Origin of the sequence: Planococcus sp. APC 3900, assembly GCF_030407735.1 — a bacterium.
Lineage (GTDB): Bacteria > Bacillota > Bacilli > Bacillales_A > Planococcaceae > Planococcus > Planococcus notacanthi.
The window spans coordinates 21,838-40,967 of the sequence record NZ_JASDCT010000003.1; the positions used below are offsets into that span (position 1 = coordinate 21,838).

Below are 19,130 nucleotides of genomic sequence, written 5' to 3' on the forward strand. Positions count from 1 at the left end.
AAAAAAAGAGGAGAGATGAATATGAAATTAAATAAATGTCTTTTAGCACTTCCACTATCTTTGGCTTTATTGGTACCAACAGCAGCATTGGCGGATAGCCACGGTGGCCATTCGGCATCAAGTGAATCGGCGATGGAATCAAGCACTGCAACACCTGCAGCAGAATTGCGCATCACTCTTGATACAGCATTGACGGAACATGCTTTTTTAGCAATTGAAACGATGCGCAAAGGAGCGGATGGAGCAGAAGATTTCGACCAGGCTTCAGCAGCGCTTTTAGCCAACTCGGATGATATCGCAGCAGCAGTCTCTTCTGTTTATGGAGAAGAAGGCGGAGCAGCTTTCCTTGAAATCTGGAACTCCCACATCGGCTATTTCGTGGACTATGTAGTAGCAACAGGTGAGGACAACCAAGAAGCGAAAGACCAGGCATTGGCTTCACTGGAAGAATACAAACAGGAGCAAGCAGCTTTCTTCGATACGGCAACGGAAGGAAGATTGCCGGCTGATGCTGTACTGGAAGGTTTGAACATGCACGTGGATCAGTTGGTTATGGCTTTTGATGATTATGTAGCGGGTGACTTTGAAGCGGCTTACACGGGCGAACGCGAATCTATCCACCACATGAGCATGTTTGCTGAAAGTTTGTCCGTTGCGATTGCAGATCAATTCCCGGATGTATTTGAAGGAACAAATCCTGATACACCTGCAGTTGATCTTCGTGCACAGCTGAATATGACATTTACAGAACATGCAGGGCTTGCAGCGATGGCGATGCAGGACGGCGCGGATGGCGCTGAAAGTTTCGACCAGGCTTCAGCAGCACTTCTTGCCAATGCAGATGATCTTTCTGCAGCAGTAGGATCTGTTTACGGCGAAGAAGCTGGAGCCCAATTCTCTGAAATCTGGAATTCACACATCGGCTACTTTGTGGATTATGTGGTAGCGACCGGTGAAGGTGATGCAGAAGCGCAGGAACAAGCGAAAGCGGATCTTGACGCCTATATCGTAGAACAGGCTGCCTTATTGGATGCAGCGACCGAAGGCCGCATTCCGGCAGCGGATTTTGAAGCCGGTTTGACAGCACACGTCGATCAATTGCTTGTGGCTTTTGATTCGTATGTAGCGGGGGATTACGAGACAGCTTACAGCTCGATTCGTGAAGCATACGCGCATATGACTATGCCGGCAGCGGGACTGTCAGCGGCGATTGTTGACCAGTTCCCGGAAGAGTTCAGTTCCACAGAAATGCCTTCAGAAATGCCTGCAACGGGTATGGGCGGCACAGCTGATTCCGGCACGATTCCATACTTGTGGATTTTGGCTGGCCTGATGCTTGCTGGATTGACTACAACCCTGGCATTGCGTTTCCGCAAACAATAAAAACGACTTGAAAACTATGAAAGGCTGTTCCAAAGCTGCACAAGCGGGCTATTGGAACAGCCTTTTTTTAGTTTATGTCAGCTATTGAAATATTTTTTATGGCACATCAAAAAGGCTGTTTATAAAAAACCGGAAGTGAGGATTGCTGAACAAAAGCAGATGAATGCCTGATTTTAATTCGAAATGTAGTTCATAGCTGTGTAATTCTAAAAAAGATTAAAAATTAGATTGCAATAAAAGAAATAAAACGATATTATTTAAAACGTAATGTTTACGATTTAAGAAATACATAGTAAACAGAAGGTATAAGCAGAGCATGGGGGTTTTATAGCTCGAAGAATCAACGAATGTAAGTATGCAGCTGATGATAGGCGCAGCAAACACAAGGCTATTATTTTTTTATTCTGTAAATCGTAATGATTACTTTTATGTAAAAGGAGTGGAGAAGGTGAAAAAAGCAGTTGGTTTACTATTACTTATTATTTTATTCGTATTGGCAGGTTGTACGTCCGCTACAGAAGGACAGCAGAGTGAAAATCCGAAAGAACTTGAACTGTTGTTCAATTTTGCGGCGCGGTCACTTGATCCCAATGTGGACAGCAGTTATGTACCGCTTCGGGCGGGAATCACGGAGACGTTGGTACATCTCAATGACGATACGCTGAAGTTGGAGCCGTGGCTTGCTGAAAGCTGGGAAAGTGCAGATGGACGAATATGGACCATTCAATTAAGAGAAGGCGTTACATTTCAAAACGGCAACCCGATGGATGGCGAAACGGTAAAAGCATCATTAGAGCGCTCCATAAAGGATAACGTGGCCATCAAAAATGCACTCCGCATCGAATCGATCGAAGCGGATGGCTTACAGCTGATAGTTAAGACCATTTCACCGTTTCCAGAATTTCCATCTGAGCTGGTCCATCCAAACACTTCAATCATCGATGTTACCGAAACAGATTTCCTTAATAAACCGGTAGGGACAGGCCCTTTTGCCGTTTCGTCATTCATGCCCGGTACAGCAGTTGATTTGGTCCGGTACGACGGCTATTGGGATGGGGCTGCCAAGTTAGAGACTGCAAGATTTTCGTTTAACGAAGACGCAAATGCCAGGTCATTGGCACTTGAATCAGGAAATGCAGATATTGTTTTCCGTCCGGAAGTCCAAAGCCTGGAGATTCTGGAAGCTTTGCCTGGCATCAAAGTGGAATCCACTTCCACTTTCCGTGTCCATCAAATGACGATGAACTTAGAGCGGGAAACGATGAAAGATGTTCATGTCCGAAAAGCGGTTGATGTGCTGGTCAATCGACAATCGATTGCTGAAACGATCTTGAAGGGACATGCCGAAGTGGCAGAAGGCCCGTTTCCCTCTACGTTTTCATTCGCTCCGGATTATCCTGAAAAATTAACGGGATTGGAATATGCGAAAGATCTTTTAGCTAAAGGCGGCTATGAGATAAAAGAAGGTGTGATGCAAAAGCAAGGAAAACCATTGGTTCTTACCTTATTGACCTACAGTGCACGTGCGGATTTGCCGCTGATTGCCCAGGTCTTTCAATCGGATGCCAAGCAATTGGGAATTGCAGTGGATATCCAGCAAATTGAGGTTCCCGAAGAATACATGGCCGCCAACCGCGATTGGGATTTGGCGACTTACAGCAATTTAACAGCGCCTCGTGGAGATGCGGGCTATTATTTGAATGCCACTTATCATCCGCAGGGCGCATTGAATTTCAGCGGTGCGGATGATGATGCATTGACAGCGCTGATTGACGAGTTGAATAAGACAGTAGGCCAAGAAGCGCGTTCGGCCATCGCTGAAGAAATTGCACTATATGTAAATGAACAAGTTTACAATTCATTTATTCTTCATCCCAATACATTGGTCGCTTACAACGCAGATAAAGTAGAGAATTGGGTAACTTCAAGGAGCGAGTATTATATGTTGACCCATACGTTGGATGTGAAATAAATGGCGCGGATTTTAATGGGAAGAGCCATCGAAGTGATGGTTTTTCTGTTAGTGGTCACTTTTGTCAGCTTCTTTTTTGCGAGATTGGCTCCTGGAGATCCGGTAATGTCGATTCTTCGTGTTGATGATGTATCTGTGACAACGGCGCAAGTAGAGACATTGCGAGAGGAAATGGGATTTAATGAACCGCTTCTCGTGCAATATGGTAATTGGTTCATGGATTTTGTAAAACTGGACTTTGGGAAGTCCTATCTGACCAACCAACCCGTTTTGGAAATGCTCCTGAGCGGGCTTCCGGCAACATTGGAACTGACTGTGGGTGCACTAATGGTCATGCTATTCATTGCAGTTCCTTTAGGTTCTTTGGCGGCTATATACCGGAACAGTTGGATCGATCAAGTAAGCCGCTGGATTTCGTTGTTTGGAGCAGCGGTTCCAAGTTTTTGGCTCGGTCTGTTATTGATCGATCTCTTTGGAGTGCGCCTCAATATGCTTCCGACTATGGGGCGTGATGGATTTGTTTCCATATTGTTGCCGTCGGTTACACTGGGCCTTGCCATTACGAGTGTATATGTCAGATTGCTGCGTTCCAGTTTGATTGATGCTTTAAGCAATGATTACATAAAAGCGGCTCGTTCGAGAGGGATTTCCGAAGTGCAGATTTTTTTCTTCCATGCCTTGCGGGCTGCCTTGCCGCCGGTGATCACCGTTTTTGGCGTCAGTCTAGGCAGTTTAATCGGCGGTGTAGTCGTCATCGAAGTGATTTTTGCCTACCCAGGAATCGGCAAAATGGTGGTGGAAGCCATCAGAGCACGGGACTACCCGGTCATTCAAGGGTACCTGTTCCTGATGGCCGTCATTGTATTTATTGTCAACAGCCTGGTTGACATCTCATACCGCTACTTAAATCCTAGAATCAGAATGCAGGAAAGGAAGGAAAGCTAATGGCCGTTTTGAAAATGAAAATCAGAAAGCGGAATTGGAAAGCCGGAATGTTGGTTACCCTTTTTATCCTGGTGGGCTTCCTTGCAGCCTATACTTTTCTTTTCCTTAAACATGATGCGGATATGGTAGATCTGAATTCGCGGCTATCGCCGATGAGCCTGCTGCATCCGTTTGGGACTGACCATCTTGGCCGTGACGTAATGACACGGATTTTTTTGGGCGCACAGCAGACTGTAGGATATGCCTTCATGGCATTAGCGGCAGCAGTGATGATGGGTTTGCCGATCGGATTGGTGGCCGGTTATAAAGGCGGGATAATAGAACGGATCCTGATGCGCATTGCAGATGCATTTCTCGCTTTTCCGGATACGATTGTGGCGATTGTCTTAAGCGGACTAATGGGACCGGGTATAGAAAACCTTTTACTGGCCATCGTCTTTGTCAAATGGGTCAATTATGCCCGCCTCACCAGGAGCACAGTGGTCAATGAACGGGAAAAAGAATATATTGCCATGGCGAAAATCAATGGTTTAAGCGATGGACAGATTATCCGCAAACATATTTTTCCGCATATCATCGGCAATGTCTTAGTGCTCGCAAGTTTGGATGTAGGGAAAATCATCCTGCTGATTTCATCATTATCCTATATCGGACTAGGAGCTCAGCCTCCAGCTCCAGAATGGGGTGCTATGCTGAATGATGCCCGCCCTTATTTTCAATCCATGCCTTCATTAATGATTTATCCTGGACTGGCGATTGTGGCCGTGGTGCTCATTTCCAATATCGCGGGCGATTATTTGCGGGACAAATTTGATGTAAAAAAGGAAGTGCAACTGTGAATTTATTGGAAGTTAACGAGCTGAAGATACAGACGGCAACCCAACAAATTGTAAAACGAATTTCGTTTTCTGTAGAACCGGGAAACTGGCTGGCCGTCGTCGGCCAAAGCGGCAGTGGGAAAAGCATGACAACGTCAGCCATCGGCCAATTGCTGGCGCCGAATCTGAAAACAGGTGGAGAAATCCTGTTCAATGGCAGCAATCTCCTTGAAATGTCTAGTAAGAAATTGAACGCCATACGCGGCAAGCAAATCGCTTATATATTTCAGGACTACCAAAACTCATTTACGCCATTTATGACCATCGGCAAGCATTTTGACGAGTATCAGCGGAACCATCTCCAATTGTCAAAGACTCAACGACTCCAAAATAGACAGCAGGCACTCGCTTCTGTCGGACTTGGAGACGAATACGCTGACCGCTTTCCCTTTCAGCTGAGCGGGGGCCAATTGCAGCGTACAGCCATTGCTCTTGCACTGTTGCTGAAACCCGCTTTGGTGATCGCCGACGAGCCGACGACCGCTTTGGATAGCATCTCCTCTTACCAGATCCTGCAACTGTTGGCGCGTTTACAGAAAGAAACGGGATGTGCGATTCTTCATATTACCCATGATCTGCGTCATGCTGCCAACTATGCAGATCATGTTTTAGTCATGAAAGATGGAGACATACTTGAGCAGGGAAACAGCTCTCAGATTATGGAGTTCCCTCGGCATGCCTATACAAAAAAATTGCTCGAAGCAATACCAAGCCTAGGTCAGGCTGAAGAATAAACGGACGGAGGGGAACACATGGAGGTAATGAACATCAGCCGCGTCACGAAAACATTTTCATCTGGCAGGCAGGTAGTGGATGACGTTTCATTTTCTTTGGAAAAAGGCCATTGTCTCGGAATCATCGGGGAGAGCGGCTGTGGCAAAAGCACGTTAGCCCGTTGTATATTGCAGTTGGAGAAAATTGATTCAGGCGAAATTTCATTGAATGGACAGATGCTGCAAAATTTATCTGCAAAGAAACTGAAGCCCTTCAGAAAGCAGATCCAAGCCGTCTTCCAAAATCCTTCTGCTTCACTAAATCCAAAATTAAAGATACGTGATTCGTTGATGGATCCATATCTGCAATTCGTCAACCAAAAGGATTTACGGCATTTCAATTATGAGAGCAATGAGCAGTATGTTAAGCAGCTTCTGCACGCCGTCGAACTTCCAGCTAGCTTGGCTGACCGGTATCCACATGAATTAAGTGGAGGCCAGCAACAGCGTGCGGCAATCTGCCGTGCTATCAGCATTGAACCCGACGTGGTCATCCTGGATGAACCGACTTCAAGCCTGGACGTTCTATCACAAGCCTCACTACTGAAGCTGCTGGAGAAGCTTCGTCGGCAATTTTCGCTGTCCTATGTATTCATTTCACATGATTTGGCGGCTGTTGCTTCGTTAAGCCAACACTTGCTGGTCATGAAGGAAGGGCGCATAATTGACGCTTTTCCAACTGAAGAACTTTTTTCGCTTAAACGCCATTCCTATACGAAAGAATTGGTATCCATGTATTGAAAGATGGAGTCCGTTTTAAAAAAATTCTCAATTGGTATTCCCATCTATCTTAATTTAACGTGTTAGGAGCTTCGTCATGAATCACCGCAATTATTTAGCCCTAGCGATTCCGCTGACCTTGTCGACAGTCACTACTCCTTTACTGGGAGCCGTTGATACAGCAGTCGTCGGACAACTGCCGGATCCAGCCTATATCGGCGGTGTCGCCATCGGTACAGTAATTTTCAATACGCTTTATTGGCTGTTCGGTTTCCTGCGCATCGGAACATCGGGCTTTGCTGCACAGGCAAACGGGGCAGATGATAAGCTTCAGGGAACACTTGCATTCATCAGGCCATTGATTATTGCGCTTGTTGTGGGAATTAGCTTTATAGTGTTTCAAAAACCGATTGAATACATAGCCTTAAGTTTGCTTCACCCTGCTGAAGATGTGGCCGAGTTGGCATCCGGATATTTCGGCATCCGCATATGGGGCGTTCCATTTACGTTGGTCAACTATGTCATTATGGGCTGGCTGATCGGCATGTCCAGCATAAAAATATCGGTCCTTATCCAAATTTTTATGAATCTGCTGAATATCGTCTTGGATGTGGTTTTTGTCTTTGGATTTGGATGGGGGGTTTCCGGTGTAGCCGCTGCGACCCTATTGGCTGAAGCGATAGCCTGCATACTCGGCTTATGGATCATTTGGCGCGGCACCTCTTACCACTTCCAGGTTCCATCCATCAAAATGTTGGCAGACGGATCCTCTGTCAAAAAGATGATGGCGGTCAATCAGGATCTCTTTATCCGGACGATTTGTCTGCTGGCAGTTTTTAATTTATTTACATACAAAAGTGCAGATTTCGGAACGGAAACGTTGGCTGCGAATGCAGTTCTGCTGCAGATCCATTACTTGATGGCTTATTTTTTTGATGGGCTTTCCAACGCTTCCAGCATTTTCTCCGGTAAAGCAATCGGTTCGAAAGACAGAAAGCTTTTTCAAAGGAATTTGGAACTGTCGTTTCAATGGGCTTTCTATTCTTCGGTAATGCTGTTAATGCTTTATTGGATCTTCAAAGAATCGGTTTTCTCGTTTTTCACCTCGATTCCGAAAGTGATCCGGTTAGGATATATCTATGGCGATTGGCTGTTGTTGTTTCCTTTGGTTTCGAGTTTTGGTATTGTCCTATATGGTGCATTTACGGGGGCAACCGAAACCGTTCCAATCCGAAATTCCATGCTGCTTTCTTTAACTGTCTTTTTGATTGCAATGGCGGCAGGCGTACCGTATTTAGAAAACCATGGAGTATGGTTGGCCTTCATCTTGTTTAGTCTTGGCAGATCTGTTTTCCTGATTCTTTATGTGCCAAAATTGAACCTATTGATACGCAAGGAATAAAAAGTCGTCAACCACGTTCGGCATTAAATTTATTTTGCTCTTTGACATCTTGCCGGAAATAAAGTACATTATCTTATGGACGAACAATTATTTAGATATATAGATATATCATTCGTGTATAGGGGTGTTATTAATGGAAAATGTATTTGATTACGAAGATATTCAACTAGTTCCTGCAAAAGCGGTGGTTAACAGCCGTTCAGAATGTGATACGTCAATTGAATTTGGCGGGCGTACTTTTAAGCTGCCTGTTGTCCCTGCAAACATGCAGACAATCGTAGATGAAAAAATCGCGGGATTTTTAGCGGAAAATAATTATTTCTATATTATGCATAGATTTGAACCGGAAAAACGCTTGGCATTCACAAAAGACATGCAGCAACGCGGTCTGTTTGCATCCATCAGCGTGGGTGTAAAACCGGAAGAATATGATTTCGTCCAGCAGCTGGCGGACGAAAAAGTCACGCCGGAATACATTACGATCGATGTCGCTCACGGCCATTCAAACGCAGTCATTGACATGATTCAGCACATCAAGAAATTGGTGCCGGACAGCTTTTTGATTGCCGGAAACGTGGGGACGCCGGAAGCGGTCCGTGAATTGGAACATGCTGGAGCGGATGCAACGAAAGTGGGCATCGGACCCGGAAAAGTTTGCATCACTAAGATTAAAACGGGGTTCGGCACGGGCGGCTGGCAGCTGGCGGCACTTCGCTGGTGTGCAAAAGCGGCAAGCAAGCCGATTATTGCGGACGGCGGCATCCGGACACACGGCGATATTGCAAAATCGGTCCGTTTCGGGGCTTCAATGGTTATGATCGGTTCTCTTTTTGCTGGACATGAGGAATCACCTGGTGAAACCATCAACCAGGACGGCAAGCTGCTGAAAGAGTATTTTGGATCAGCTTCTGAATTCCAAAAAGGTGAAAAGAAAAACGTTGAGGGCAAGAAGATGTTTGTCGAATATAAAGGTTCACTAAAAGATACGTTAGTGGAAATGGAACAAGATCTTCAATCCTCGATTTCTTATGCCGGAGGAGACAAGCTCTTGGCCATCCGCAACGTGGATTATGTGATCGTTAAAAACTCCATTTTTAATGGAGACAAAGTATACTAAACAACATAAAAAGCCTTCAATCACTCGATTGAAGGCTTTTTTTCTGTTTGGCTGATTTTAGCCAGGCGATTGCTGAAACAGCAAGTATGGCTCCAAAGAGCATGGCTTGGATGTTCTTAGGTACGGTTTGGATAACTCCATAAACAACAGCGAGTTCCAGTATCACAGCCGGAATTTTGCCGATTGTACTGGCGATCCAAAAATGCTTTCCTCTGATGGCGGTAAGTGCCGCACCCGCTGTAACGAAGCCCGACGGCATAAATGGCAGCAAGCGCAGCAGGATCACCAAAATGAAAACACGGTTTGTTGACTGGCATGTGAATCGCTTCCAAAAAGGGTGTCGCAGCCATTCGGGATCTGCTTTTGCAAATCCATAACGGTACAGGTAAAAACCGATCCATGCACCGAATATTTCACCTGAAAACGTTAAAGCTGCACCGATATAAAGGCCGAACGAATCTATATTGACAGCGGTTATCAAGATACTGGGAATAAAACCGACCGCACCGACCACGAGATTGGCAAGTAACAAGACAAGAAATTCTAGTGCCAAGAGAAAAGAATCGATTACGGCACCTCCCATTCTATAGAAGAAGTTTTTCAGGATTCCCCAGTCGAAATCTTCAACAAAGTATCCATAGTCTTTCTTTCCACCATCATAGCAACAAACTGACCGGAACGGAAACAGGATTTTGTCTGTTTTCGACTTATTGCCATTGATTTTGGAATGGTTAAAAGCAGTATAAACCCTGTTTTTTTATCAGAAATTACGTTTTACTTTTATAAAAGTGGATATGGATTAGTAGAAGAACGGAAAGGGGAGGATTGGCGAAGTGTGGATGGACGGATCAGACTAGTTGCCAAATGGAAACAGATAGCTGGGCATAAGCAGTACAATCTATAGAGGAGGATCTATTCATGAAAATTACCGATATCATGACGACAGACGTTGAGACATGCGCTCCGGAAATGTCGATTCAGGAAATTGCTTCTAAAATGCTGGAGCTGGATGTTGGATCCATTCCCATCAGTGACGGCAAGCGATTATTGGGAATCGTCACAGACCGGGACATTGTAATTCGCGGAATCGCTTCCCAGATTTCATTGGATAGCCCGGTTTCACAGATTTTGACTTCAGAGATGGTTACTGGAACTAAAGATATGTCCATTGAAGACGCAGCTGATTTAATGGCAGAACACCAAATCCGACGGCTTCCGATTGTAGAAAATGACCAGTTAGTAGGAATCGTTTCTTTAGGAGACATCGCAGTAAGAGACCAGACAGATGACAACGCCAGTCTGATTTTGGAAGAAGTATCAGAATCGGATGACACAGAACTTCATTAACGAAACGTAAGGTGGAAAATAAGGCAAGTCCGATTATTTGTCGGACTTGCCTTGTATTGTTTTAACAGCCTGCGATATCCCGTTTAGTGAAAGCAACCCAAGAAGCCATTAAGAATAAAGTTAGGTATAAACACAAGATGGTGACGGAAAAGCTTAAGCTCATTCCTTCCATCATAGGTTCTGCGCCATTGAAGTACTGGCCGAGATTGGTATTGGCGAACAGGATGTATTTGGCCCAGGAATATTGGGATGCAAATAGAACGAGGGAATATCCGGCGAGCATCAATGTGACCGCTAAGCCGATTGCCATACTGCTGCTTCTGAAAATCGTGGAAATCATAAAGGCGAATGAAGCCATCATCACTAACGTAACTAAACTTAATCCGTAATCTTTCATAATTTCGTTAAACAGGCCATTATGTACATACCCCATCCCTTGCTCAAGAACAACGGTTTGAGCTGGATTATTCAAGCCGAAGAACAAAGCACCAGTCAGCAGGCTGCTGGCAATGAGGAAGAAGATGAGTGTGAATGCGAACAAGAGAACCGTTAGGTATTTGGACAACAAAATTTTCGAGCGCGATATTGGACGGATCAGCAGAAGTTTGATGGTTCCCCATTTAAATTCATTCGAGACGATTCCAGCAGCAATGATGATGGTGAACAGGCTGATGAAAGTCGTGAAAAATGAGTTGTCATATAAAAACTGCCAGCCGTCATAAGGCAAGGGCTTGATGTCGTTATCAATGTGGTACATATTCTTTTCCAATTGAAATGGATTGGAAAGGTTGCTGAGTTCATCGTTGTCCATCTCTGAAGTCAAGCGGATATTTTCTTCCTGTAGTTCGGCCTGCCAGCTCGTGCCGTATTCTGTAGTCTGGAACTCGCTGTCCCATAACCTGCTGATGATCCCTGAAGCCAGTACCAGGATGGCCAGTACGAGAAACATCACCCATGTGGATTTTCTGGCATACAATTTGATTTGTTCATTCCAGACCAAGTGGATTAAATTAGTCAATGCTGTTCTCTCCTATCAAATTAAAGAATTTGTCTTCTAAAGTCGACTGGAGAACATTGACCCCGTATACATCAAACCCCTGGCCAATCATTTTCTTCAAGATGGAAGGGATCTCTTCTTTTTGAAGCGATAGGATCAGTTCTTTTCCTTTCAAGCGGACACCTGTAGAAAGCTGCGTTTCCAGGTATTCTTTTGCTTGTGCCAGCGGTTCTGCTTCGATAAAAACATCCTGCAATGCCGTCGAGTTTTCGGTGGTTTTCACTTCTTCTAATGCAACCAACTGTCCATTTTTGATGACGCCAATCCGGTCGCACAGCAGCTCCATTTCAGAAAGCAGATGGCTGGATACGATGACGCTCACGTTTTCCTGCTCAGCAAGTGCACGGATGTACTTGCGGATTTCGCGGATTCCGGAAGGATCCAAACCGTTTGTCGGCTCATCCAGTATCAGAATGGAGGGCTTGTGGAGAAGCGCTTGGGCAATGCATAGCCGTTGCCGCATACCAAGTGAGTAGCGGCCGGCTTTTTCGTGAATCGCTTTTTCCAAGCCGACAAGGGAAATGATTTCATGAATGCGTTGGTCCGTTATGCCGGGAACCATGCGCGCATATTGCTTGAGGTTTTTCCAGCCGCTCAGAAAAGGATAAATTTCAGGATTTTCAACAATCGCCCCAACGTGCTGGATGGCATTGTTAAAGTCGGTTTTGATGCTTTTTCCTTTAATCAGCACATCTCCTTCCGTCATACTGATCAAGCACACCAGCATTCGGATGGTCGTCGTTTTTCCAGCTCCATTCGGTCCAAGAAATCCAAATACTTCACCTGAACGGATTTCAAAATCAAGTCCTTTAATGATTTCCTTGTTGCCGATTTTCTTTTTCAAGTTGATCAGCTGCAGCGTTACTTCTGGTTTGTCCATCCAACTACCTCCGTTTTGATTCAGATATTTAAAGGACTTACAAGTCTTATGATAACAATAGTGAAAATAAATTCAATATAAATTTAAATAATGTTTAAATAATGTTGAATAATATTTATTTTTGCTTTATAGTAGGCAATAACAGCTGAAGGGAGTGAAGACGTTGAATAACAAGGTGCCTGAATGGTTTTCCACATTGTCTGCTGAAGACATGGAATTTATCAAGAAGTTCATTCTGGGATCCGGTTCGTTAAAAGAGATCGCGAAATCATATGGAGTTTCTTATCCGACGGTCCGGTTGAGGCTGGATAAGATCATCCAGAACATCGAATTGCAGGAAAAAGAAGGTTCGCAGCCATTTTCGACTTTCGTCATGAAGTTGGTTATCGATGACAAAATCGATTTGGAAGTGGCAAAAAGCATCGTCGACAAATACAAAGAGAGTCTGGAGGAATAGACATGGGGACCGTAATCGATCTGGCATTGCCAATTATCATTTTAGTCGTTCAATATTTCTTATCTAAACAAGCGCGGGTGTGGTCAGGAGGTATTTTACCGGCAGCATTTGCAGTATTCTTCATTTGGCTGATGATCGATAAAGACTTGGCTTTCTTTTCAAGAGATGTTATACCGCTGATTTTGGGAATTACCATCTTATGTGGGGTTTGGATTAATGGACAAGAAGCCTACAAGAAAAAGCAGGGAAAAGAATTGATGAAAATGCGCGGACAGGATTTAATTTAAAAAACACGAACAGTTGGAGAAAACAAAAGGGGTGGGAAATTGCATAACCAAAAACGAATTCGGGATTACGGCGTGGAAATCGGCACGATGAAGACAGGGATGTTAAACGCTATAACAGATGTAGAGGGTGTCACTATTGGCCAGGTCACTTTGATGGATGGAGATATGCAGACCGGAGTGACGGCCATTCTGCCGCATCAGGGAGATCTCTTTCACGACAAGCTGATTGCTTCAAGCCATGTCATCAACGGCTTTGGCAAAACGATGGGAACCATCCAATTGGCGGAACTCGGTACCTTGGAAACACCAATTGTCCTGACGAACACATTGAATGTCGGAACTGCAGCCAATGCCGTCATCGATTATATGTTGGAGAAAAATCCGGATATCGGCAACACGACGGGGACAGTGAATCCGGTCATCGGTGAATGCAACGATATGTTTCTGAACGATGTGCGCGGACGTTTTGTCAAAGAACAAGATGTGAGACAAGCGCTGGACAATACCGCAATTGAGTTTGAAGAAGGAGCAGTTGGAGCGGGAAGAGGGATGCTTTGTTATTCATTGAAAGGCGGCATCGGTTCGGCTTCGCGCATTGTGGAGCTGGAACAGGGCACGTTTACGCTTGGCGCATTGGTGCTGTCGAATTTCGGAATGCTGAGTGATTTGACGATAAACGGCAAGGCAATCGGCAAAGAATTGAAGAAAAACATTCTTCAAACCCATAAAGAAGAAGACAAGGGCTCGGTGATGGTGGTTATCGCTACTGACCTTCCATTGTCCGAACGGCAACTGAACCGCATCCTGAAACGGGCAGTGACGGGACTATCACGGACGGGCTCGATTATCACCAATGGCAGTGGCGAAATCGTCCTCGGCTTCTCAACCGCCACTAAAATTCCGCACCAGAAGCCTAAGCAATTCCTGGCTATTGAAACGATTCATGAAGAAGATATAGATGAAGCGTTCAGAGCCGTAGGTGAAGCCGTTGAAGAAGCAGTATTGAATTCATTGATCACCGCGGAGGCTGTGGTTGGCCGAAATGGCAATGAACGGCCGGCTTTAAAAGACTTGCTGGAGAAATATGCTTTAACCTTAAAGAACCTTTGACAGGTTCTTTTTTACTTTAGGTAAGAGAAGACTAGAAAAAAAGATGAAATTCACTTCCTTTTTTAATAGTTTAGCCGTATAACACTGGAAATTAAATAAGCTGTCGATATACCTAAGAGATATAGGTTAGAGAGCATTAGGCATTGAAACAAAGATATATAAATATAGAAGAATAGATGTCATAAGCATTAAAATATGGATTTTTGGATAAAAATGGCTGATATAAATTTACTAAATTAACGTTAAATTGTTTACAATTTGTACAATCCATTGTAGTCTATGGGTATTACGAAAAGCGTTAAATTTCAATTTAAAAGTAAATTAATTAGGTTAAAAGGCTGTTTTTACGATAAATTTAGCGAAATTAATGAATTAATTTTTAATAGTATTTTGTTCGCCGATACGGGCGGACGACGAAAGGACGGAGTAAATGATTAGTGCACAACCGATAGAAACGGTGGCTGAAATTCTTAAAAAAACCTTGGAAGCTCCAGTGGAAGACTTAGGAAATCTTTACATCGTGACTAAACAACGGGATCTGGCCATCACATCAGGGGAATGCACAATGTTATTTAAAATTAACAACGAAATAACATTTCAAGACCTCCACCAGCAAGGAAAGATGCTGAATAAAGCTGAAATTCTGCTGTTGCCTGAAGAACTGCCTGTGTTTTCTTCAGCTTTGATTAACCAAGGGTCTTCATTGCCCAGTAATTATACACAACGCCTGGTCATGGAACTGGATGTCTACAGTCTTTATATGGAATCCCGGGAACTTCCCAAACAATTTGCTGAACGTCTGGCAGCCGCATTAAAAGCCATCGAATTGTAAATTCTCTTTAACTTGATTTCATTTGCCAATGCCGACAACCAGTAAAGGTGGTGTTCTTATGAATGGGAATTGTTTATCGTGCATCTCAGCAGCCCTTTTTCTTCTGACCATGATTCCGCTGACATTGGCTGCGATTCACTGGTTCCATGGGCCGCTTGAATTTTTATTGAGCCTTCATCTGCATCTGCCTTGTGCTTTGAGTGCTTTGGGAGTCGTCGCCGCATTGATTGGTGCAAAAGGAGATTTGCGTTTCAATCTTGTGCTGTTCAATGTGCTGTCACTTAGCTTGTATCTTATTTTTTCAACCAGTCTGCATTCACTATAAATAGCTGCCCCTTGTCTTTATTGCCTGACATACATCCCTTCAACGGATACCCCCCATTAAAAAGATGGTGTGCTGTACACAATTCTGTGTACAGCACACCATCTTTGTTATTCTTCACAAACTGGCCGCACCCATAACTTGGAAAAATCCACATAACCGAAATGGCTGATGGATATGTTCATCAAATCAATGGAAAACGGAATTTGCCGTTTTTCGTAATACAGCGGAACCATGATGGAGGCTTCCAATAAGTTCCGTTCGACTTCAAGATTTAATGCTGTCCATTCCTCGAACGGTGTCTCCGCATACAAGGGCAGATAACGGTCAAACTGAGGCTGCGATTTCATAATGGCAGTCATCGGGGAATAACCATTTGAAAGAAAATAAAAAAATGAGAATTCCTGGTTCATTTCGAAGACTTCCCCGTGAATAAACAAGTCTGCCGTTTGATCTTTCGTAATGTCCAACAGCTTATCCTGAAAAGACAGCCACTGGATTTCAACAGCAATGCCTTCGCTTTCCAGCGCTTCTTTAAGCCAGCGGGTAGCGCCGTTTGTGTAGTTTGCCGCTTTGATGACCAGTCGCTGATCAAGAAAAGGGCGAGCCATCTGCGGCACTGTATAGGATTGTTTTTGGCCGGCGAGGCAGCCGTGATGATTCGGCAAAGCCCGCGGATGAAACCGGCCGATTGTGTGGCGGTGCTTGGCAATGACGTAATGGACATAATCGCGCACTTCTTTTCGGCTGATCGGGGAGTCTCTGAAGGCATTCATGATGACGACACCAAAACCTGAATCGCTTTCCACTTGAAATGTCTCTTCGGATGTTTCATTTGCTGAGGAACGGTAGGTAAAATCGAAATCCTCTGGCACCTGAATGAATTCCACGATATCAAGCAAAGGCCGTTCCTTAAAATACTCGCTGAATGCCTTTAACGTGGTTTTCAATTCATCGTTGTGCGCAACATAAAAGCCGCCGGTACCAATGATTTGGCCATTCGTTTCTTTATAAATGCTGGCATTGATCATGCCCAGCATCTGCAGGCAATAGCTGCAGCCAGCTGGAAAAGAGAGTTCAAGCACATAAGGCGCCAGCGCTTTAATTTCAGTGATGGGTTTCCACAAATCTGCGTAGGGAGCATCCAAGCGTATGCGGTTCAGGCATTTAACCACGTTTTCTGAAGTTAAGAACGATCCATCATGAAACTGGACTTCTTTTCTTAAGTAAAGCCGAAGCCGATTGTTTGCAAGGTCCCAGCTATGGGCAAGTTCTGGAGAAACGTTTCCAGCAGAGTCGACCGAAACCAAACGATTATGGACATTTGCGGCCATATTCGCGCTTTGGATATCCGCGGCCTTCATCGGATGAAGCGTCAACAAAGCATATTTCCTAGGGATGATCAGCTTGTCCACTTCGCTTGCAGTGTTTTGGCTGTAACCGAACTGAGATCGGAACTGATGCATCAACCGCTGCCTTACTGCCGGGGACCATTCCAATAGAAGGTAGTTCCCGGCGGATTCGACCGATTGGTCTGCAATCAGCTGAATGATTTGCTGTTCGTACACCGCTTCTACATTCCGGTGCCATTGCAGGTGCGAAGTATTGCCGCGCCCGCGGCCCGATGTATAGGTAAACCAGCCTTCGGTCGACCATTTGCGCAATAGCCGTGTCGTCTGCTTGCTGCTCAACTTGAGCACAGCGGCAATCTGCGCTTGCTTAACGTCACCTGTTGGGACAGCCTGCCATAATGATAAAAGAGTCTTTTCCATGTTTCCTCCTGTTAAAAGTGGACATTATTTTTAAAATTGTCTATTTTTAGTATCTTTCGTCTAGTTTAATATACATAAGACAAAGGAGGCTGACAAGATGAAATGGAAAGACTATACACAAAATATCAAAGTACGTTTAATCACTTCATTTTTCAACCGGGCAGTTTCATCTGCAGTTATGCCTTTCATGGCTTTGTTTTTTGCGCAGGAAATGAATAAGGTGTGGGCGGGAACTTTTTTGATCGTTACCGTCTTTATCGGATTTTTCGTCAATATGGTCGGCGGCTATATTTCCGACCGATTTCCACGCAAACGGGTACTGGTGATAACGTCTTCACTGAGCGCTGCCATGTTTCTGCTGATGTCCATCAGCTTATTGCCAAACGGCAAATGGATTGGTTTATTCGCAATTGCATACGTTAGTTTCATCATAACCAACAGTTTGGGCAGACCGGCGATGCACGCCATCATCATCGACTCGACAACCCCGGAAAACCGGAAAGCAATCTATGCCATCGATTATTGGATGATCAACCTGTCGATGGCGATTGGGGCAGCACTAGGTGGCTTGTTGTATCTCAATCATCAAATTGAACTGTTTATATTATTGACACTCACGGCGGCGAGTCTGCCTATCGCTTACCAAATCTGGTTGAAAGATGAACGTGTCCAGACCTTGAAAAAGCAGCATTCGAATGTCGTAATCGATTTGCTGCAGAATTACAAAGTCGCATTTCGGGACAGGCCTTTTGTTAAGGTGGTGATTGGTTCCATGTTCATTTTCTCAGCAGAATTTTCATTGAACAGTTATATTGGCGTCCGTCTGGCGGAAAGCTTTGATGCTTTCACTATTGGGGATTTTGAAGTGGCAGGGGTTCGGATGTTGAGCTTATTGAATATACAAAATATGCTGCTGGTCGTCTGCCTGACATTCATCGTCAATAAATTCACTGATCGTTTTTCCAAACAGCATGTCCTATTGACGGGCCTATTGCTATACAGCGTCGGGTATGTGACGATTACATCAGCGAATAGCTGGTACTTGTTGCTGCTGTTCAATTTCATCGGCACTATAGGCGAACTGGTTTATTCGCCGGTCCGCAATGCAGAAATGGCCAATATGATACCGGAAGACAAACGGGGTTCGTATTCCGCTTTTTCCAACATTTCGTTCAGCGGAGCAGATTTGTTGGCGCGCTCGACCATCATCATCGGAGCTTTTCTTATTCCGACCATGATGTCCGTCTATATCGGCGTCTTGCTGATGATCGGCACACTTCTTGTTTACACCGGATTGTTTATCAGAAAGCCTAAAAAAGAACAAGTGCCCGAACCAAAAATTGTTTAAACACAAAACAGTAGGAGGAGAATAGCTATGATCGTCAGAAAAGCAGTTCCTGAGGATGCCTTTCAATTGGCGGAACTCATGAAGCATGTAGAGGATTCTGATCTTATGCTGTTTGAGCCAGGAGAACGCAAGACTACAGCTGAGCAGTTGGAGAAACGCCTTGACGCTATGGGAGAAGATTCAGTGGTGTTGATTACAGAAGAACAAGCTGAATTAACCGGCTATTTGTTTGCAATCGGCGACAGCGTTAAACGCAAGCGGCATTCAGTCTACATCGCAGTTGGTATTCGGCAAAGCGAACGTGGGAAAGGGAGAGGCACAGAGTTGTTTCAAGCTTTGGATCAATGGGCTGACGCGAAAGGAATTCGTCGCATTGAATTGACCGTGCTTGAGCATAACAAACCAGCTATTGGGTTATATAAAAAACTAGGCTTTGAAATTGAGGGGCTGAAGCGTGATTCCGTATGGCTGGAGGAACGCTATGCCAATGAATACTATATGGCAAAACTGCTGTAGCAGACAAAGGAA

Annotated in this window: 20 protein-coding genes; 16 read left to right on the plus strand and 4 right to left on the minus strand. The window is 44.6% G+C overall.

What is annotated here, in order from left to right:
- Positions 1 to 21 precede the first annotated feature (21 nt).
- The 8 genes from QMA04_RS06925 to guaC all read left to right on the plus strand — a co-directional run bounded on the left by QMA04_RS06925 (position 22) and on the right by guaC (position 9,190).
- Complete coding sequence (locus QMA04_RS06925; protein WP_191715631.1) at positions 22 to 1,383, plus strand: copper amine oxidase; 1,362 nt, start codon at positions 22 to 24, stop codon at positions 1,381 to 1,383.
- A 448-nt stretch (positions 1,384 to 1,831) separates the two neighbouring features.
- Complete coding sequence (nikA, locus tag QMA04_RS06930) at positions 1,832 to 3,355, plus strand: nickel ABC transporter substrate-binding protein (RefSeq protein WP_483313714.1); 1,524 nt, start codon at positions 1,832 to 1,834, stop codon at positions 3,353 to 3,355.
- Positions 3,356 to 4,300: a nickel ABC transporter permease gene (gene nikB, locus QMA04_RS06935; protein ID WP_290184734.1), complete on the plus strand. Its 945-nt coding sequence runs from the start codon at positions 3,356 to 3,358 to the stop codon at positions 4,298 to 4,300. It begins immediately after the preceding gene.
- Entirely contained in the window at positions 4,300 to 5,139 is an 840-nt protein-coding gene (nikC, locus tag QMA04_RS06940) for a nickel transporter permease (RefSeq protein ID WP_290184735.1), read from the plus strand. The genes nikB and nikC overlap by 1 nt, the downstream gene beginning before the upstream one ends.
- The gene (locus QMA04_RS06945) at positions 5,136 to 5,912 is read left to right on the plus strand and encodes an ATP-binding cassette domain-containing protein (protein WP_290184737.1); all 777 of its coding nucleotides are present in this window, start codon (positions 5,136 to 5,138) and stop codon (positions 5,910 to 5,912) included. Before nikC ends, QMA04_RS06945 begins: the two co-directional genes overlap by 4 nt.
- Before the next feature lie 18 nt (positions 5,913 to 5,930).
- Entirely contained in the window at positions 5,931 to 6,692 is a 762-nt protein-coding gene (locus tag QMA04_RS06950; RefSeq protein WP_290184739.1) for an ABC transporter ATP-binding protein, read from the plus strand.
- 76 nt (positions 6,693 to 6,768) lie between these two features.
- A complete protein-coding gene (locus QMA04_RS06955) occupies positions 6,769 to 8,073 on the plus strand; it encodes an MATE family efflux transporter (RefSeq protein ID WP_290184741.1) in 1,305 nt (434 codons plus the stop codon).
- 133 nt (positions 8,074 to 8,206) lie between these two features.
- On the plus strand, positions 8,207 to 9,190 hold the full coding sequence (gene guaC / locus QMA04_RS06960; RefSeq protein WP_191715636.1) for a GMP reductase: 984 nt from the start codon (positions 8,207 to 8,209) through the stop codon (positions 9,188 to 9,190).
- A gap of 16 nt (positions 9,191 to 9,206) precedes the next feature.
- On the opposite strand, the gene QMA04_RS06965 is transcribed toward guaC, so the two are convergent.
- The gene (locus QMA04_RS06965) at positions 9,207 to 9,722 is read right to left on the minus strand and encodes a TVP38/TMEM64 family protein (RefSeq protein WP_290184744.1); all 516 of its coding nucleotides are present in this window, start codon (positions 9,720 to 9,722) and stop codon (positions 9,207 to 9,209) included.
- Between the two features lie 386 nt (positions 9,723 to 10,108).
- On the opposite strand from QMA04_RS06965, the gene QMA04_RS06970 reads away from it, so the two are divergent.
- Entirely contained in the window at positions 10,109 to 10,537 is a 429-nt protein-coding gene (locus QMA04_RS06970; RefSeq protein ID WP_290184745.1) for a CBS domain-containing protein, read from the plus strand.
- A gap of 61 nt (positions 10,538 to 10,598) precedes the next feature.
- Here the strand turns inward: QMA04_RS06970 and QMA04_RS06975 are convergent, their stop codons facing one another.
- Both QMA04_RS06975 and QMA04_RS06980 read right to left on the minus strand, forming a co-directional pair.
- Positions 10,599 to 11,555: an ABC transporter permease gene (locus QMA04_RS06975; RefSeq protein ID WP_290184747.1), complete on the minus strand. Its 957-nt coding sequence runs from the start codon at positions 11,553 to 11,555 to the stop codon at positions 10,599 to 10,601.
- Entirely contained in the window at positions 11,548 to 12,474 is a 927-nt protein-coding gene (locus tag QMA04_RS06980) for an ABC transporter ATP-binding protein (protein WP_290184749.1), read from the minus strand. The genes QMA04_RS06975 and QMA04_RS06980 overlap by 8 nt, the downstream gene beginning before the upstream one ends.
- 163 nt (positions 12,475 to 12,637) lie before the next feature.
- Between QMA04_RS06980 and QMA04_RS06985 the strand changes: the two genes are divergently transcribed.
- The 5 genes from QMA04_RS06985 to QMA04_RS07005 all read left to right on the plus strand — a co-directional run bounded on the left by QMA04_RS06985 (position 12,638) and on the right by QMA04_RS07005 (position 15,485).
- Positions 12,638 to 12,931: a DUF2089 family protein gene (locus tag QMA04_RS06985; protein WP_290184751.1), complete on the plus strand. Its 294-nt coding sequence runs from the start codon at positions 12,638 to 12,640 to the stop codon at positions 12,929 to 12,931.
- A 2-nt stretch (positions 12,932 to 12,933) separates the two neighbouring features.
- Complete coding sequence (locus tag QMA04_RS06990) at positions 12,934 to 13,218, plus strand: hypothetical protein (protein ID WP_290184753.1); 285 nt, start codon at positions 12,934 to 12,936, stop codon at positions 13,216 to 13,218.
- Between the two features lie 39 nt (positions 13,219 to 13,257).
- Positions 13,258 to 14,328 (plus strand): DmpA family aminopeptidase, encoded by a 1,071-nt coding sequence (locus QMA04_RS06995; protein ID WP_290184754.1) that lies wholly within the window; start codon positions 13,258 to 13,260, stop codon positions 14,326 to 14,328.
- A 430-nt stretch (positions 14,329 to 14,758) separates the two neighbouring features.
- The gene (locus tag QMA04_RS07000; RefSeq protein ID WP_290184755.1) at positions 14,759 to 15,160 is read left to right on the plus strand and encodes a DUF1259 domain-containing protein; all 402 of its coding nucleotides are present in this window, start codon (positions 14,759 to 14,761) and stop codon (positions 15,158 to 15,160) included.
- A 58-nt stretch (positions 15,161 to 15,218) separates the two neighbouring features.
- Entirely contained in the window at positions 15,219 to 15,485 is a 267-nt protein-coding gene (locus QMA04_RS07005) for a hypothetical protein (protein ID WP_191715644.1), read from the plus strand.
- Between the two features lie 107 nt (positions 15,486 to 15,592).
- Here QMA04_RS07005 and QMA04_RS07010 read toward each other — a convergent pair whose 3' ends face one another.
- A complete protein-coding gene (locus QMA04_RS07010) occupies positions 15,593 to 17,254 on the minus strand; it encodes an ABC transporter substrate-binding protein (RefSeq protein ID WP_290184756.1) in 1,662 nt (553 codons plus the stop codon).
- A 97-nt stretch (positions 17,255 to 17,351) separates the two neighbouring features.
- On the opposite strand from QMA04_RS07010, the gene QMA04_RS07015 reads away from it, so the two are divergent.
- A complete protein-coding gene (locus tag QMA04_RS07015) occupies positions 17,352 to 18,602 on the plus strand; it encodes an MDR family MFS transporter (protein WP_290184758.1) in 1,251 nt (416 codons plus the stop codon).
- Positions 18,603 to 18,629: 27 nt separating this feature from the next.
- Complete coding sequence (locus QMA04_RS07020) at positions 18,630 to 19,118, plus strand: GNAT family N-acetyltransferase (protein WP_290184760.1); 489 nt, start codon at positions 18,630 to 18,632, stop codon at positions 19,116 to 19,118.
- The last annotated feature ends 12 nt before the right edge of the window (positions 19,119 to 19,130 follow it).

Coding starts and splice junctions, on each gene's coding strand:
- QMA04_RS06990 (WP_290184753.1), top strand. CDS start 12,934: ATGGGGACCGTAATCGATCTGGCATTGCCAATTATCATTTTAGTCGTT.
- QMA04_RS06970 (WP_290184745.1), top strand. CDS start 10,109: ATGAAAATTACCGATATCATGACGACAGACGTTGAGACATGCGCTCCG.
- guaC (WP_191715636.1), top strand. CDS start 8,207: ATGGAAAATGTATTTGATTACGAAGATATTCAACTAGTTCCTGCAAAA.
- QMA04_RS07015 (WP_290184758.1), top strand. CDS start 17,352: ATGAAATGGAAAGACTATACACAAAATATCAAAGTACGTTTAATCACT.
- QMA04_RS06950 (WP_290184739.1), top strand. CDS start 5,931: ATGGAGGTAATGAACATCAGCCGCGTCACGAAAACATTTTCATCTGGC.
- QMA04_RS07000 (WP_290184755.1), top strand. CDS start 14,759: ATGATTAGTGCACAACCGATAGAAACGGTGGCTGAAATTCTTAAAAAA.
- QMA04_RS06925 (WP_191715631.1), top strand. CDS start 22: ATGAAATTAAATAAATGTCTTTTAGCACTTCCACTATCTTTGGCTTTA.
- QMA04_RS07020 (WP_290184760.1), top strand. CDS start 18,630: ATGATCGTCAGAAAAGCAGTTCCTGAGGATGCCTTTCAATTGGCGGAA.
- QMA04_RS06980 (WP_290184749.1), bottom strand. CDS start 12,474: ATGGACAAACCAGAAGTAACGCTGCAGCTGATCAACTTGAAAAAGAAA.
- QMA04_RS07010 (WP_290184756.1), bottom strand. CDS start 17,254: ATGGAAAAGACTCTTTTATCATTATGGCAGGCTGTCCCAACAGGTGAC.
- nikB (WP_290184734.1), top strand. CDS start 3,356: ATGGCGCGGATTTTAATGGGAAGAGCCATCGAAGTGATGGTTTTTCTG.
- nikC (WP_290184735.1), top strand. CDS start 4,300: ATGGCCGTTTTGAAAATGAAAATCAGAAAGCGGAATTGGAAAGCCGGA.
- QMA04_RS07005 (WP_191715644.1), top strand. CDS start 15,219: ATGAATGGGAATTGTTTATCGTGCATCTCAGCAGCCCTTTTTCTTCTG.
- QMA04_RS06955 (WP_290184741.1), top strand. CDS start 6,769: ATGAATCACCGCAATTATTTAGCCCTAGCGATTCCGCTGACCTTGTCG.